This is a genomic window from Aliiroseovarius crassostreae (genome assembly GCF_049803815.1).
In the GTDB taxonomy this organism is placed as follows: Bacteria; Pseudomonadota; Alphaproteobacteria; order Rhodobacterales; family Rhodobacteraceae; genus Aliiroseovarius; species Aliiroseovarius crassostreae_A.
Map to the genome: position 1 here is coordinate 315,257 of NZ_JBNAGI010000003.1, position 12,640 is coordinate 327,896.

12 protein-coding genes are annotated in these 12,640 nt (G+C 60.3%); 6 read left to right on the forward strand and 6 right to left on the reverse strand.

Annotation, left to right across the window (positions count from 1 at the left end; translation table 11 throughout):
• The first annotated feature begins 3 nt into the window (after positions 1 to 3).
• The 3 genes from ACP15V_RS10805 to ACP15V_RS10815 all read left to right on the forward strand — a co-directional run bounded on the left by ACP15V_RS10805 (position 4) and on the right by ACP15V_RS10815 (position 1,888).
• Complete coding sequence (locus ACP15V_RS10805; RefSeq protein WP_424943688.1) at positions 4 to 762, forward strand: amino acid ABC transporter permease; 759 nt, start codon at positions 4 to 6, stop codon at positions 760 to 762.
• Positions 763 to 866: 104 nt separating this feature from the next.
• Entirely contained in the window at positions 867 to 1,202 is a 336-nt protein-coding gene (locus ACP15V_RS10810; protein ID WP_424943689.1) for a carboxymuconolactone decarboxylase family protein, read from the forward strand.
• Positions 1,203 to 1,345: 143 nt separating this feature from the next.
• Positions 1,346 to 1,888: a VOC family protein gene (locus tag ACP15V_RS10815; RefSeq protein ID WP_424943690.1), complete on the forward strand. Its 543-nt coding sequence runs from the start codon at positions 1,346 to 1,348 to the stop codon at positions 1,886 to 1,888.
• 74 nt (positions 1,889 to 1,962) lie between these two features.
• On the opposite strand, the gene ACP15V_RS10820 is transcribed toward ACP15V_RS10815, so the two are convergent.
• The 6 genes from ACP15V_RS10820 to ACP15V_RS10845 form a co-directional block, all read right to left on the reverse strand.
• Positions 1,963 to 2,760, reverse strand: a complete 798-nt coding sequence (locus tag ACP15V_RS10820; protein WP_424943691.1) for an ion transporter — start codon at positions 2,758 to 2,760, stop codon at positions 1,963 to 1,965.
• Positions 2,757 to 3,596 carry an SDR family oxidoreductase gene (locus ACP15V_RS10825; protein ID WP_424943692.1) on the reverse strand — a complete coding sequence of 280 codons (840 nt, stop codon included), beginning with the start codon at positions 3,594 to 3,596 and terminating at the stop codon, positions 2,757 to 2,759. Before ACP15V_RS10825 ends, ACP15V_RS10820 begins: the two co-directional genes overlap by 4 nt.
• A gap of 95 nt (positions 3,597 to 3,691) precedes the next feature.
• On the reverse strand, positions 3,692 to 4,495 hold the full coding sequence (locus ACP15V_RS10830; RefSeq protein WP_424943693.1) for a carnitinyl-CoA dehydratase: 804 nt from the start codon (positions 4,493 to 4,495) through the stop codon (positions 3,692 to 3,694).
• Positions 4,482 to 6,506 carry an acetate--CoA ligase family protein gene (locus tag ACP15V_RS10835; protein ID WP_424943694.1) on the reverse strand — a complete coding sequence of 675 codons (2,025 nt, stop codon included), beginning with the start codon at positions 6,504 to 6,506 and terminating at the stop codon, positions 4,482 to 4,484. The genes ACP15V_RS10830 and ACP15V_RS10835 overlap by 14 nt, the downstream gene beginning before the upstream one ends.
• A 143-nt stretch (positions 6,507 to 6,649) precedes the next feature.
• Positions 6,650 to 6,943 carry a SelT/SelW/SelH family protein gene (locus tag ACP15V_RS10840; RefSeq protein WP_424943695.1) on the reverse strand — a complete coding sequence of 98 codons (294 nt, stop codon included), beginning with the start codon at positions 6,941 to 6,943 and terminating at the stop codon, positions 6,650 to 6,652.
• 15 nt (positions 6,944 to 6,958) lie between these two features.
• Positions 6,959 to 8,119 carry an acyl-CoA dehydrogenase family protein gene (locus ACP15V_RS10845; protein ID WP_424943696.1) on the reverse strand — a complete coding sequence of 387 codons (1,161 nt, stop codon included), beginning with the start codon at positions 8,117 to 8,119 and terminating at the stop codon, positions 6,959 to 6,961.
• Positions 8,120 to 8,224: 105 nt separating this feature from the next.
• Here ACP15V_RS10845 and ACP15V_RS10850 point away from each other — a divergent pair, with 105 nt between their 5' ends.
• The 3 genes from ACP15V_RS10850 (at position 8,225) to ACP15V_RS10860 (ending at position 12,525) form a co-directional block, all read left to right on the forward strand.
• Entirely contained in the window at positions 8,225 to 9,139 is a 915-nt protein-coding gene (locus ACP15V_RS10850) for a GlxA family transcriptional regulator (RefSeq protein WP_424943697.1), read from the forward strand.
• A gap of 74 nt (positions 9,140 to 9,213) precedes the next feature.
• Positions 9,214 to 11,037 carry an adenine deaminase gene (gene ade / locus ACP15V_RS10855; protein WP_424943698.1) on the forward strand — a complete coding sequence of 608 codons (1,824 nt, stop codon included), beginning with the start codon at positions 9,214 to 9,216 and terminating at the stop codon, positions 11,035 to 11,037.
• A gap of 9 nt (positions 11,038 to 11,046) precedes the next feature.
• Complete coding sequence (locus ACP15V_RS10860) at positions 11,047 to 12,525, forward strand: AMP nucleosidase (RefSeq protein ID WP_424943699.1); 1,479 nt, start codon at positions 11,047 to 11,049, stop codon at positions 12,523 to 12,525.
• Positions 12,526 to 12,640: the final 115 nt, after the last annotated feature.

A 12,640-nucleotide genomic window follows, 5' to 3' on the forward strand; every position in this document is an offset into this window, starting at 1 on the left:
TTGATGAAACGATTATTTCCGTTTGCCGCCCTGCTTTTGCTGGCCAGCTGTGCATCCCAACCCGGTATCTGGGGCTGGTATGTGATCGACCCGACGACCAAGGCGGGCTGGACCAACATCCAGTTTCTGATGCGCGGGTTCACATCAACCATTCAGGTGTCTTTGCTGGCGGCTGTGGCCTCGATCATCATCGGGCTTTTGGTGGCACTGCCCAGCCTCTCGCCCAGCCGCTGGGTGCGCCTGCCCAACCGCATTTATGTGGAGTTCATCCGCGCCATCCCGCTTTTGCCGATGCTCTTTTGGGTCTTTTACGGCCTGCCGGTGGTGCTGAAATCCATGGGGGTGAACCTGAATATCGACCCGTTCTGGGGTGCCGTGATCACGCTGGCCATTTCCGACAGCGCGTTCACGGCCGAGATCTTTCGGTCGGGTATCCAATCCGTGCCGCGTGGGCAAAGTGAGGCCGCGCAGGTGATCGGCCTGACCCGCGCGCAGGCGATGCGTTACGTGATCCTGCCCCAGGCGGTGCGCCGCATCCTGCCGCCGCTTGCAAACCAGTTCATCTATATCGTGAAAATGTCAGCCTTTGCCTCCGTCATCGGGATGCAGGAACTGACCCGCCGGGCCAACGAACTGGTGGTCACGGAATATCGCCCGCTGGAAATCTACACGCTGTTGATCCTCGAATATCTGGTGCTGGTGTTGATCATTTCCGCCGCCGTTCGGTGGCTGGAACGGCGCATGGGCGCGGATGAACGCTAGGTCGTCCACTGCATCACCCGCTGATCACGACCGCGTCAGGGGGGCTTTCCCTGATCCCGTGCCTGCCCAATATGGGCATGACGCAGACAGAAGGAGAAGGCGTGATGGACTGGGACGCATTCATGGCGGAAACGACCGGCAATATCGGCAAGTTTGGCAAGGATGTGCCAGACACGATGAAGGGCTTCACCCAGATGGGCGTGGCCGCCAAGAAAGACGGTGCGCTGTCGGAAAAGACCAAGGAATTCATCGCACTGGGCATTGCCATCGCCACCCGCTGCGACAGCTGTATCGGTTTTCACGTGCAACATCTTGTGCGGCTTGGGGCCACCCTCGACGAGCTGAACGAAGCGCTGGCCATGGCGACTTATATGGGCGGTGGCCCGTCGCTGGCCTATTCCGCCAAGGCCCGCGCCGCCTTTGAGCATTTCAGCAAGTAACGCCAAGTGAACTCGCCTATGGTGTATCATAGGCGGGTTTTTCACCGTATAATCGTTGCATATGAAACGAACTTGACAAACGTTGCATTTGCACCGAATGTGCACCTGTTAAGAAATTCCGTCGGGAGAGGAGACCGCGCCCCATGAAAATCGAACAGATCCACCACGTTGCTTATCGCTGTAAAGACGCGAAGGAGACCGTGGAATGGTACGGCAAGATGCTGAATATGGATTTCATCCTGGCCATTGCCGAAGACCACGTGCCGTCGACCCATGAACCCGATCCCTATATGCACCTGTTTCTGGATGCCGGGAACGGCAATGTGCTGGCGTTTTTCGAACTGCCCACCAAGCCGGAAATGGGCCGCGATCCGAACACCCCGATCTGGGTGCAACACATCGCCTTCAAGGTCAAAGATCGCGAAACGTTGATCGAGTTCAAAGAGCACCTCGAAGCCAACGGCGTCGATGTGTTGGGCGTGACCGACCACTCGATCTTCCACTCGATCTACTTCTTCGACCCCAACGGCCACCGCGTTGAACTGGCCTGCCCGGACCCGGAAGAAGAGGCGATGCTGAAGCGCATGGACGCGGTGAAATGGGACATGCTGAATGAATGGTCGGTGACCAAGAAGGCCCCGAAACACGCCGATTGGCTGCACGCCAAAGAGCTGAACAAAGGCTGAAAAGGGCTGCACCACTCACGACATCGCCGTCATGCAGCCCTCCGGGCAGGGGAAACTCTGCCCGGTTTTTTGCGTCATTGCTTTTCGCGGATCAGCCGTTCGATCTCATCGAGCCGCGTCAACACGTCGTCGCGATAACTGTCCGTCTTGGCCACGTCTTCCTCGTGATGGGCGTCCTGCATCGAGTTCACAATAAGACCCACCAGAAGGTTCACCACCGCAAAAGTGGTCAGCAGGATGAAGGGCACAAAGAACATCCAGGCGTAGGGGTACACCTCCATCACCGGGCGCACGATGCCCATTGACCAGCTTTCCAACGTCATGATCTGGAACAGCGAATAGGCCGATGCGCCCAGTGATCCGAACCACTCGGGGAAGCTTGCGCCAAACAGTTTGGTCGACATCACCGAGCCGATATAGAAGATCACCGCCATCAACAGAAACACACTGCCCATGCCGGGCAGGGCCGTGACGAACCCCTCGACCACCCGGCGCAGACGCGGTGCCACCGAGATCACGCGCAACACCCTGAGGATCCGCAGCGCGCGCAACACGCTGAACCCTTGGGCGCCGGGGATCAGCGAAATCCCGACAATCCCGAAATCAAACAGGTTCCACCCGTTCAGGAAAAACCGCAGCCGATAGGCGTAAAGTTTGGCCAGCAGCTCAATCACAAAAATGCTCAGACACAGCGTATCGAGCAGCGTGATCAGCCCGCCCGCCTGTGCCATCACCGTGGGCGAGGTTTCCAGACCCAGCGTGACCGCATTGAACAGGATTACCCCCACGATGAAATTCTGCACGACGGGGCGTTCGATCACCGCCTGCACACGGGCCCGCAAACCGGGCGGGGTGGTTTGGGTCATGCTCATGATTGCTCCAGTTTCAACAGCGCCGCCAACCCATCCTGATAGGTGGGATAGCGCAGGGTCACGCCCAGCTCGTCCTTGATCCGATCATTGCGCACCCGTTTCGATTCCGCATAAAAACTGCGCGCCATCGGGGTCATCTCTGCGGTTTCGAAATCCTCGGATGGCGGCACGGGCAGGCCCAGAAGGTCCGCTGCATGGGCCAGCACATCCTCGGGCGGGGCGGCATTGTCGTCACAAAGATTATAAATTGCCCCGGGGTTCGGGCGCGCAATGGAGGCGGCCAGAACCTGCGCGATATCCGCGACATGAATGCGGGAAAACACCTGGTTCTTCTTGATGATCCGCCGCGCGGTGCCATTGCGCACCTTCGCAAACGGGCCGCGCCCCGGGCCGTAAATCCCCGCGAGGCGGAAGATGTGCAGGGGCAGGCCGACCTCTTGCGCCAAGGCTTGCCAGTTGGCCTCTGCCGCCACCCGCATCTGTCCGCGTTTGGTGGATGGGGTCAGCGGTGTGTCTTCATCCACCCAGCCCCCGTCGTGGTCGCCGTAAACCCCCGTGGTCGACAGATACCCGACCCATTCCAGACGGTCAGCGGCTGCCACGATCTGATTGCGTGCGCCACGCAGAACCGGATCCCCCTCGGCATCTGGACCGGCCGAAATCAGCAAATGGGTGGCCTGTGCGAGCGCACCTGAAATATCCTCACCCGGCCAACGAATGGTCCCGTCACGCCCCTCGCGCGAGGTGCCGATGACGGTCCAGCCCTGAGGTGCCAACTCACGGGCCAGCGCCTGCGCCGAATACCCGTATCCGAAAATGAAAAGCGTCTTATCCATGCGTCCCATGTAGCGACGCAGGACGCGTAGGAAAAGGGGGTGTCCAGAAACCCGCCCGGATCACGGGGTTTTAGGCCATCAAAAGATGGTTGCGCTTATTTGCCCTTCCACACCGGATCGCGTTTTTCAGCAAAAGCGCGCGCGCCCTCCAACTGATCCTCACTGCCATAAAGCACATCAACCGTGCGCAGCTGGCGTTGAGTGATGCGGTTCATGGCATCCTGAAACTTGCTGTCCTCGGCATCGCGCACCACCTCTTTGATCGCGGCATACACCAGCGGCGGGCCTGAGGCGAGCAGCCGGGCAAGCTCCCACGCGCGATCCAGCAATTGATCCGCCGGCAGCACCTCATTGATCAGCCCCCAGCGATGCCCTTCTTCCGCATCAAACCAGCGACCGGTTAGCAAAAGCTCCATCGCGATGTGATAGGGGATGCGCTTGGGCAGCTTTACACTGGCCGCATCCGCCACGGTGCCCGAGCGGATTTCAGGCAGGGCAAATGTGGCGCTGTCCGCCGCCAGGATCATGTCGCCGGAAATCGCCAGCTCCAGCCCCCCGCCGCAGCAAATGCCGTTTACGGCAACAATCACCGGCTTGTTCATGTCGCGCAATTCCTGCAAACCGCCAAAACCGCCAACGCCGTAATCGCCGTCCACCGCGTCGCCCTCGGCGGCCGCCTTCAGATCCCAACCGGGGCAGAAAAACTTGTCCCCCTCGGCGCGCAGGATGGCCACCCGCAAATCCGCATCATCCCGAAAGGCGGCAAACACGTCGCCCATAATGCGGGATGTCGCCAGATCAATCGCATTGGCCTTGGGGCGATCCAGTGTGACCTCCAACACCGCACCGTCGCAACGGGTTCTAACTGGTCCCTCGGTTAGATCTTTAAACTGAGCCATCTGCGGGCACCTCCTTGATAAGCGCATCCGCCGCCACCGCCCGGTCAGGCGTGCAGAGCAGCGGGTTGATTTCAATCTCTTCGATCCGGTCGGCATTGGCGATCACATAGTCCTGCACCGCCATGACGGCGTCCAGAATGGCGTCTTCATTTGCGCCGGGTTTGCCGCGATATCCGGCGATCAATTTGGATAGTTTCAGCCGTATTAGAGCCTGTTTGACGTCGTTTCGTGTTGCCGGGATCAGCACACTGGACGCGTCTTCCAGCAATTCGGTCAGGATGCCCCCTGCGGCCAGGGTCAACACGAACCCATGCGCGGGATCGCGGGTCACGCCAATCAAAAGCTCCGCCACCGCGCCGTCGATCATTTCTTCGGCAAGGAATGTATCACAAGGCATGTTTTGCGCAGCAATAGAGACTGATTTCACCGAGTTTAACCCCAAAGCCACCGCGCCTGCCTCTGTCTTATGGGCAATGCCTTCGCCCTTCAGAACCATCGGAAACCCAACCCTTTCGGCCAGCAGAGTCGGGTCGCCGCCGCGTGCGAATTTCGGGATCACCACCCCATGGTGTGACAGCCGCGCTTTTGCCTCGGCTTCGCTCAACACTTGCCCCTCACGATCCTTTCCCGCCGACAGCAAGGGCGCCTGAAGATCAGGCAGTTTCAGCGCGGCTGCCCCTGCCGCCGATATGGCGTCCTGCAACCCGTTCAACGGGATCACGCCAGCCCGCATCAATTTCCGTGCTGCCGTTTCCGGCAATAGCTCCGGCAATGTGGCGACCACCGCAACTTGCCCGCCCGTCCGTTCGCGCGTGGCAATCGCCGCGTCCAGCGCAATGTCCCAATCTGACGGGTCACATCGGTCGGCGCGTGGTAGATCCAGGATGATCATGGTCAGGGCAATCTGCGGGTCAACCAGCGCAGACCAGGCCTGGGTCATCGCCTCAAGATCGCGCCAGATATAGGTGTGGTAATCAAGCGGATTGGCCAGGGCCACCATCGGCCCCAGCGCCTGCGCCAGATCATGACGTTGCCGCGCGTTCAGCGGGGGGAACACCACATCCTGTCCATGCGCTGTGTCCGCCGCAAGGCTCGCCTCGCCGCCAGAACAGCTGATCGATGCGATTGTATTCGTCTCTAACCCGCCAGAAACATGCAAAATCTTGAGTGTCTCCAGAAAGGCCGACAGACCATCAAGCCGTGCGATGCCCAGCCGGTCAAGAACAGCCTGTGCGCCCACGTCCCCTCCGGCCAGAGATGCGGTATGAGAGATTGTTGCGGCCTGCGCCTGTTCAGAACGGCCGACTTTCAATGCGACGATGCGCACACCCTTTGCCCGCGCTTTCAGCGCCAGAGCCTCCCAATGGGACAGATCGCCAAACCCTTCGATATGCACCCCAATGGCCGTGACTCGCGGGTCGTCCAGCAGCGCCCGCGCGATCTGCGCCTGGCTGGTCTGCGCCATGTTTCCGCAGGTCACCATATAGGCGATTGGCAGGGCGCGGGACTGCATGGTCAGGTTGATCGAGATGTTGGAGCTTTGCGTCAGGATCGCCACCCCCCGGTCCACCCGCTCCGCCCCATGCTGGTCCGGCCACAATAATGCACCGTCCAACGCATTGATGAACCCATAGCAGTTGGGGCCGAGAATGGGCATCTCATCCGCCGCTTCCATAAGCTGCGCCTGCAAATCCGCCGCGCTGGCATCTTCGGCGGACGCTTCTGAAAACCCGCTGGCAAAACAGACCGCCCCCCCGGCGCCAATGTTTGCCAATGCGGCCACCGCTTCGATGGTGGCAAAGCGGTTGATGCCGATAAAGGCCGCGTCGGGTGCGTGGGGCAGATCCTCGACACAAGGGTAAACCCCCGCGCCACCCTTGGGATGCACCCGCCAGATCTCGCCGGTGAACCCCATCTTGTGGCACTGATCCACAATGGCCGCACACCACGCCCCGCCACCGATGACGGCGATGGATTTTGGTTGCATCAAACGCGAAAGGTCACGTGTCATTCATCTGCTCCGCAGGTCCATTTGGCACCGTTGGCGGGGCCGGAACCGCGGCAGGGTTGACCCTGCCATCTTTGGTCCCGAAATATCCTCGCCGAAGGCAAGAAAACTCTTCACCAGCGCCGCCGGGCAAATGGGCGTGCGGGTCAGGTGTCGTTGCTGCTCCTGTCGATATGCCCAAGGTCCCGATCCGGATCGATCTGATCGCGCACCCGTTGCTTCAACTCTTTCGCCTCCGGGAAACCGCCATCGCGTTTGCGCTCCCAGATCAACGCGCCATCCACCGTCACCTCAAACACGCCGCCCATGTCGCCGGGGATCAGGGTCACACCGCCAAGGTCGGTGGAAAAGGTCTGCAGCAACTCCTGCCCCAGCCACCCGGCGCGCAAAAGCCAGTTGCAGCCGGTGCAATAGGTGATGGTGACAAGTGGTTTGGTCATGGTTGTTCTCCCGTGTCAGGCGCCAAGCGGGCGCAGTAGATCTCGGGAAATGATATGCCGCTGGATCTCGCTTGTCCCGTCCCAGATGCGTTCAACACGGGCGTCGCGCCAAAACCGTTCGATCGGGAAGTCATCCATCAGGCCCATACCGCCAAAGATCTGCAGCGTGGTGTCGGTGACCCGCGCCAGCATTTCGGAGGCATAAAGCTTGGCCGAGGCAATTTCGCGGTTCGCCGGAAGGTCCTGATCCAACCGCCAGGCGGCAGACAGTGTCAGCCAGTCAGCCGCATCAATCTCGGTGATCATATCGGCGATCTGAAAACCCACGCCCTGAAACTTGCCAATCGGCTGGCCAAACTGCTTACGCTCGGCAGCATATTCCAGCGCGTGATCAAAACAGCGGCGCGCGCGCCCCACGCAGAAGGCCGCTACGGTCAGGCGGGTGGCGTAAAGCCACTCGTTCATCACTGCAAATCCGCCATCGACCTCACCCAGCACCTGAGCGTCCGTCAGGCGGCATTCGTCAAATGTCAGGATGTAATTCTTGTAACCCTTGTGACTGACCGAATTGTAACCGTCACGCACCTCAAACCCCGGCGTACCGCGATCCACGAGGAAGGTGGTGATGCGTTTCTTCGGCCCCTTTGGGGTCTCATCCACACCGGTGGCGATGAACACGATGAAGAAGTCCGCGTGCTCGGCGCCCGAGATAAAGTGCTTTGACCCGTTGATCACCCAATCGCCGCCATCGCGCCTCGCCTGGCATTTCATCCCCCGCACATCGGACCCGGCGTCCGGCTCGGTCATTGCCAGGGCATCCATGCGCTCACCCCGCACGGCGGGCAGCAGGTAACGTTCGCGTTGTTCGTCATTGCAGGCCATCAGGATGTTCTGCGGCCGGCCAAAGAAATGGGTCAGTGCCATCGAGCCACGCCCCAACTCGCGCTCCACTAGGGTGAAATCAAGGTGGGACAGACCCGCACCGCCGACCTCTTCAGGGAAATTGCAGGCGTAAAAGCCCAGATCAATGCATTTCTGCTTGATCTCTTGGCCCAGCTCATGCGGCACATGCCCCGTGCGTTCAACCTCGGCCTCATGCGGATAGATCTCATTCTCCACAAAGCTGCGAACGGTCGAGACGATCATCTCCTGTTCTTCGGACAGACCAAACTGCATGGCATTCCCCCTTCTTTGCGGTGGTCGCGGATCTTGCGCGTTGCCGTTTGACGTTAGGAAGATTTCACCTATTAATCGTGCAGCAATCATCAAAGATATGCAGGAATGACAGAAATTATCGACTTCCTTCTGTTTGATCGCTTCTCGGCGCTCTGCCTGGCCAACAGCGTTGAGCCGCTGCGCGCCGCCAATGATCTGGCGGGCAAAAGGCTTTATGCATGGCGATTTCTGACGTTGGATGGTGACCCCGTGCGGTCGTCATCCGGAATGCAGGTCACATCAGAATTGCGGCTAGCGGATGCGCGAGGGGACATGTTGGTGGTGCTTCCCTCCTACGGGTTTCGCACCCATGCCTCCCCGGCAAACGCGCGGGCGCTGGCGGCTGCCGCGCGGCGGTATTCAATAATGGCAGGGTTCGATACGGGGGCTTGGCTGTTGGCGCAGGCCGGGCTTTTGGATGGGCATCGCGCCACGATCCATTGGGAAGAACTGCCCGCTTTTGAAGAAACCTTTCCCGAGGTGGATGCGGTCCGCGAACGCCATGTCAAGGACCGAAACCGGATCACCTGCACCGGGGCTTTGGCGGCGTTTGACCTGACATTGGACCGGATCGGGGCAGCCCATGGGGCGGCGTTGCGGTTGGAGGTGGCGATGCTGTTCATGGCCCCCGGTGCGGCCCCATCCTCGGCCCCGCCCATCGCCAAATCCCGCGTGGTGGGGCGGGCGCTGTCTGCGATGCGGGCGGCAATCGAAGACCCTCTTCCGATCACCGAAATTGCCAGGCGTGCGGGCTGTAGTCTGCGCGATTTGGAACACCGCATGCGCGACGAACTGGGCGAACCCCCGTCTGCGATCTATCGCCGAATGCGCCTGATTTCGGCCCGAAAGGCCGTGATAGAGACCAATCTGCCGATTGCAGAGGTCGCCTTGCGCGCCGGATATGAGAACGCGTCGGCCATGACGCGGGCGTTCAAGGCCGAGTTTGGCGCGACCCCAAGGCAGATGCGGGCGGGGCGATAGGCGGCCTCCTTCTGTCACGAAACCTTCACCAATTTGGGGGTTGCGCTAACATCCGATTTGTCGACAATTGTTCCATGGAGACAAGAACAACGAAAAAATCCACCCATCCTGAATTCAAAACCTGGGCCGAAAGTGCGGCGGACCTGATTGCGGTGGCGGCGGGGCGTGCGCCTGCAGATCTGGTGATCACCGGGGGCCGCGTGGTGAATGTGCATACGCGCGAAGTGCTTGACTGGCAGGTGGCGGTCAAGGCTGGGCGGTTTGCCTATGTTGGGTCGGATGCGGGCCATTGCATTGGCGACGGCACGCAGGTGATCGACGCGGGCGGGCGGTATCTGATCCCCGGCCTCTGTGACGGGCATATGCATATCGAAAGCGGCATGTTGACGCCCGCCGAATTTGCCCGCGCGGTTATTCCCCACGGCACCACCACCATGTTTGTCGACCCGCATGAGATCGCCAATGTGCTGGGCCTGGAAGGCGTGCGGTTGATGCATGACGAGGCGCTGTTGCAGCCCGTCAATATCTACACGCAAATGCCCAGCTGCGCGCCCTCGGCCCCCGGTCTGGAAACCACCGGGTTCGAAATCACCCCCGAAGATGTGGGTGAGGCGATGAACTGGCCCGGCATCATCGGTCTGGGCGAGATGATGAATTTCCCCGGTGTGATCAACGCCGACCCCAAGATGCTGGCGGAAATGGCGGCGACGCAGGCGGCGGGCAAGGTGATTGGCGGGCATTACGCGAGCCCCGATCTTGGACCGAACTTCCACGCCTACGCTGCCGGTGGCCCCGCCGATGATCACGAAGGTACCGTTGAGGGCGATGCGATTGCCCGTGCGCGCCAGGGGATGCGGGTGATGATGCGGCTGGGGTCCGCGTGGTTTGACGTGGAGAAACAGATCACTGCGGTCACGGAACAAGGCCTTGATCCGCGCAACTTTATCCTTTGCACTGATGATTGCCATTCCGGCACGCTGGTTGAGGAAGGCCATATGAACCGCGCACTGCGCTATGCGATTTCCTATGGCTGTGACCCGCTGGTGGCGCTGCAAATGGCGACAATCAACACCGCGACGCATTTCGGGTTGGAGCGTGAATTAGGCTCTATTACACCCGGACGCCGCGCTGACGTGATTTTCACCGATGACCTGACCCGCCTTCCGATCAACCGCGTGATCGCGCGGGGGCGGGTGGTGGCCGAGGACGGTACGATCACTGTGGATTGCCCGCATCTGGACTGGCCCGCGCATGCCAAGGCAACCATGCATCTGGGCCGCGACATCACCGAAGCGGATTTTGTGGTCAAAGCGCCGGAGGGCAAGAACTCCGTCACCGCCAAGGTGATTGGGATTGTCGAAAATCAGGCGCCGACCAAGGCGCTGACCCGTGACCTCGGGGTGATCGACGGGATTGTCGAACCGGATGAGGCGCAGGATGTGGCGCAGGTGGCGCTGGTTGAACGGCACAAGGGCACCGGTGTGGTGCAAAACGGCTTTGTAAATGGGTTTGGCTATAAGGGCCCGATGGCGATGGCCTCGACCGTGGCCCATGACAGCCACCACATGATTGTCGTCGGCACCTCGCGCGCGGATATGGCGCTGGCCGCCAACCGCCTGGCCGAGGTCGGCGGGGGCATGTGTGTCTATCAGGACGGCAGGGAATTGGCGCTGGTCGAACTGCCCGTCGCGGGCCTGATGTCCGACGCGCCGGCGGCCGAGGTGGCGGTGAAGGCGCAGGGGATTGTGAAGGCGATGGAGGCGTGTGGCTGCACGCTCAACAACGCGTCGATCCAGCACAGTTTCCTGGCGTTGGTGGTGATCCCGGAACTGCGGATTTCCGACCTTGGCCTGGTCGACGTAAACAAATTTGAACTGACCGAGCTTTTTGAGGATTAAATCATGCCAATGAGTGACATGACCATTCCGGTGATCACCCCCGACACAGGCGCACACGAGGTGTTCACCGATGCCACGCAGGCCGTCGCGCGATTGATCGAGCTATATGACGCGGCCTGCGCCTTTCTGTGCAAGACGTTTGAGGAAAACGCGTCAGGTTCCAAACCTACCAGCCGGTTTCGCGCGTTTTACCCGGAAATCCGCCTGACCACGACCAGCCATGCGCAGCGCGATACGCGGCTGTCTTTTGGGCACGTCTCGGCCCCCGGCACCTATGCCACCACCATCACCCGGCCGGATCTGTTTGCCAATTATCTGAAGCAGCAGATTGCCCTGATCATGGAAAACCATGCACAGCCCGTGGAAATTGGCCCGTCGACCACGCCGATCCCGGTGCATTTTGCGGTGGCGCGCGACCCAAACATCTCGGTCCCGCAAGAGGGTGCAATGGAATATCCGCTGCGCGATGTTTTTGATGTGCCGGATTTGGCCACCACCAATGATGACATTGTAAATGGTGTGGCCGAACGGGAAAACAGCGGGCCCGCGCCGCTTGCGCCCTTTACCGCGCAACGGGTGGATTATTCACTGGCACGCCTGTCGCATTACACCGCGACCATGCCCGAGGACTTCCAGAACCATGTGCTCTTCACCAACTACCAGTTTTACGTGGAAGAGTTCGAAGCCTATGCGCGCAAGATGCTGGCCGATCCGGACAGTGGCTATGACGGGTTTGTCGGGCCGGGGTATCACCGGATCACAAAGCCGGATGAAAATCTGCCCAGCCCCCCGAAATTGCCGCAGATGCCCAGCTATCACCTGACCCGGCCGGATGGGCAGGGGATTACGCTGGTCAATATCGGGGTGGGACCGTCCAATGCAAAAACCGCGACCGACCATATTGCGGTTCTGCGCCCCCATGCCTGGCTGATGGTCGGCCATTGCGCGGGGCTGCGCAATTCGCAGCGTCTGGGGGATTTTGTGCTGGCCCATGCCTATCTGCGCGAAGACAAGGTGCTGGATGCGGACCTGCCGATCTGGGTGCCCATCCCGCCCTTGGCCGAAATCCAGATTGCACTGGAACAGGCGGTGGCCGGGGTGACCAAACTGGAAGGGTACGATCTGAAACGCATCATGCGAACCGGCACCGTGGCCTCTTTTGATAACCGCAATTGGGAGCTGCGCGATACAAGAGGTCCGGTGCAGCGCCTCAGCCAATCGCGCGCCATTGCGCTGGATATGGAAAGCGCGACGATTGCGGCCAACGGGTTCCGGTTCCGGGTGCCTTACGGGACGCTTCTTTGCGTGTCTGACAAACCGCTGCATGGCGAACTGAAACTGCCCGGCATGGCGTCGGATTTCTACAAGGACCAGGTCGGGCGACATCTGTTGATCGGTATCCGGGCGATGGAAATCCTGCGCGACATGCCGTTGGAACGCATCCATAGCCGCAAGTTGCGCAGCTTTGAGGAAACCGCCTTCCTGTGAAGATTGCCGCGCTGCAGCAGATGCCTTGACGGGTCGAGTCACGGGAATTTCGAAAAACAACTGAAATGTTGGCGCAAACCGCCGCGAGGTGCATTTCTCCCTCTCAAGTATAAGG

Excerpts from the sequence above, each read along its gene's own strand:
- ACP15V_RS10805 (WP_424943688.1), top strand. The coding sequence starts at position 4 with ATGAAACGATTATTTCCGTTTGCCGCCCTGCTTTTGCTGGCCAGCTGT.
- ACP15V_RS10810 (WP_424943689.1), top strand. The coding sequence starts at position 867 with ATGGACTGGGACGCATTCATGGCGGAAACGACCGGCAATATCGGCAAG.
- ACP15V_RS10815 (WP_424943690.1), top strand. The coding sequence starts at position 1,346 with ATGAAAATCGAACAGATCCACCACGTTGCTTATCGCTGTAAAGACGCG.
- ACP15V_RS10820 (WP_424943691.1), bottom strand. The coding sequence starts at position 2,760 with ATGAGCATGACCCAAACCACCCCGCCCGGTTTGCGGGCCCGTGTGCAG.
- ACP15V_RS10825 (WP_424943692.1), bottom strand. The coding sequence starts at position 3,596 with ATGGATAAGACGCTTTTCATTTTCGGATACGGGTATTCGGCGCAGGCG.
- ACP15V_RS10830 (WP_424943693.1), bottom strand. The coding sequence starts at position 4,495 with ATGGCTCAGTTTAAAGATCTAACCGAGGGACCAGTTAGAACCCGTTGC.
- ACP15V_RS10835 (WP_424943694.1), bottom strand. The coding sequence starts at position 6,506 with ATGACACGTGACCTTTCGCGTTTGATGCAACCAAAATCCATCGCCGTC.
- ACP15V_RS10840 (WP_424943695.1), bottom strand. The coding sequence starts at position 6,943 with ATGACCAAACCACTTGTCACCATCACCTATTGCACCGGCTGCAACTGG.
- ACP15V_RS10845 (WP_424943696.1), bottom strand. The coding sequence starts at position 8,119 with ATGCAGTTTGGTCTGTCCGAAGAACAGGAGATGATCGTCTCGACCGTT.
- ACP15V_RS10850 (WP_424943697.1), top strand. The coding sequence starts at position 8,225 with ATGACAGAAATTATCGACTTCCTTCTGTTTGATCGCTTCTCGGCGCTC.
- ade (WP_424943698.1), top strand. The coding sequence starts at position 9,214 with ATGGAGACAAGAACAACGAAAAAATCCACCCATCCTGAATTCAAAACC.
- ACP15V_RS10860 (WP_424943699.1), top strand. The coding sequence starts at position 11,047 with ATGAGTGACATGACCATTCCGGTGATCACCCCCGACACAGGCGCACAC.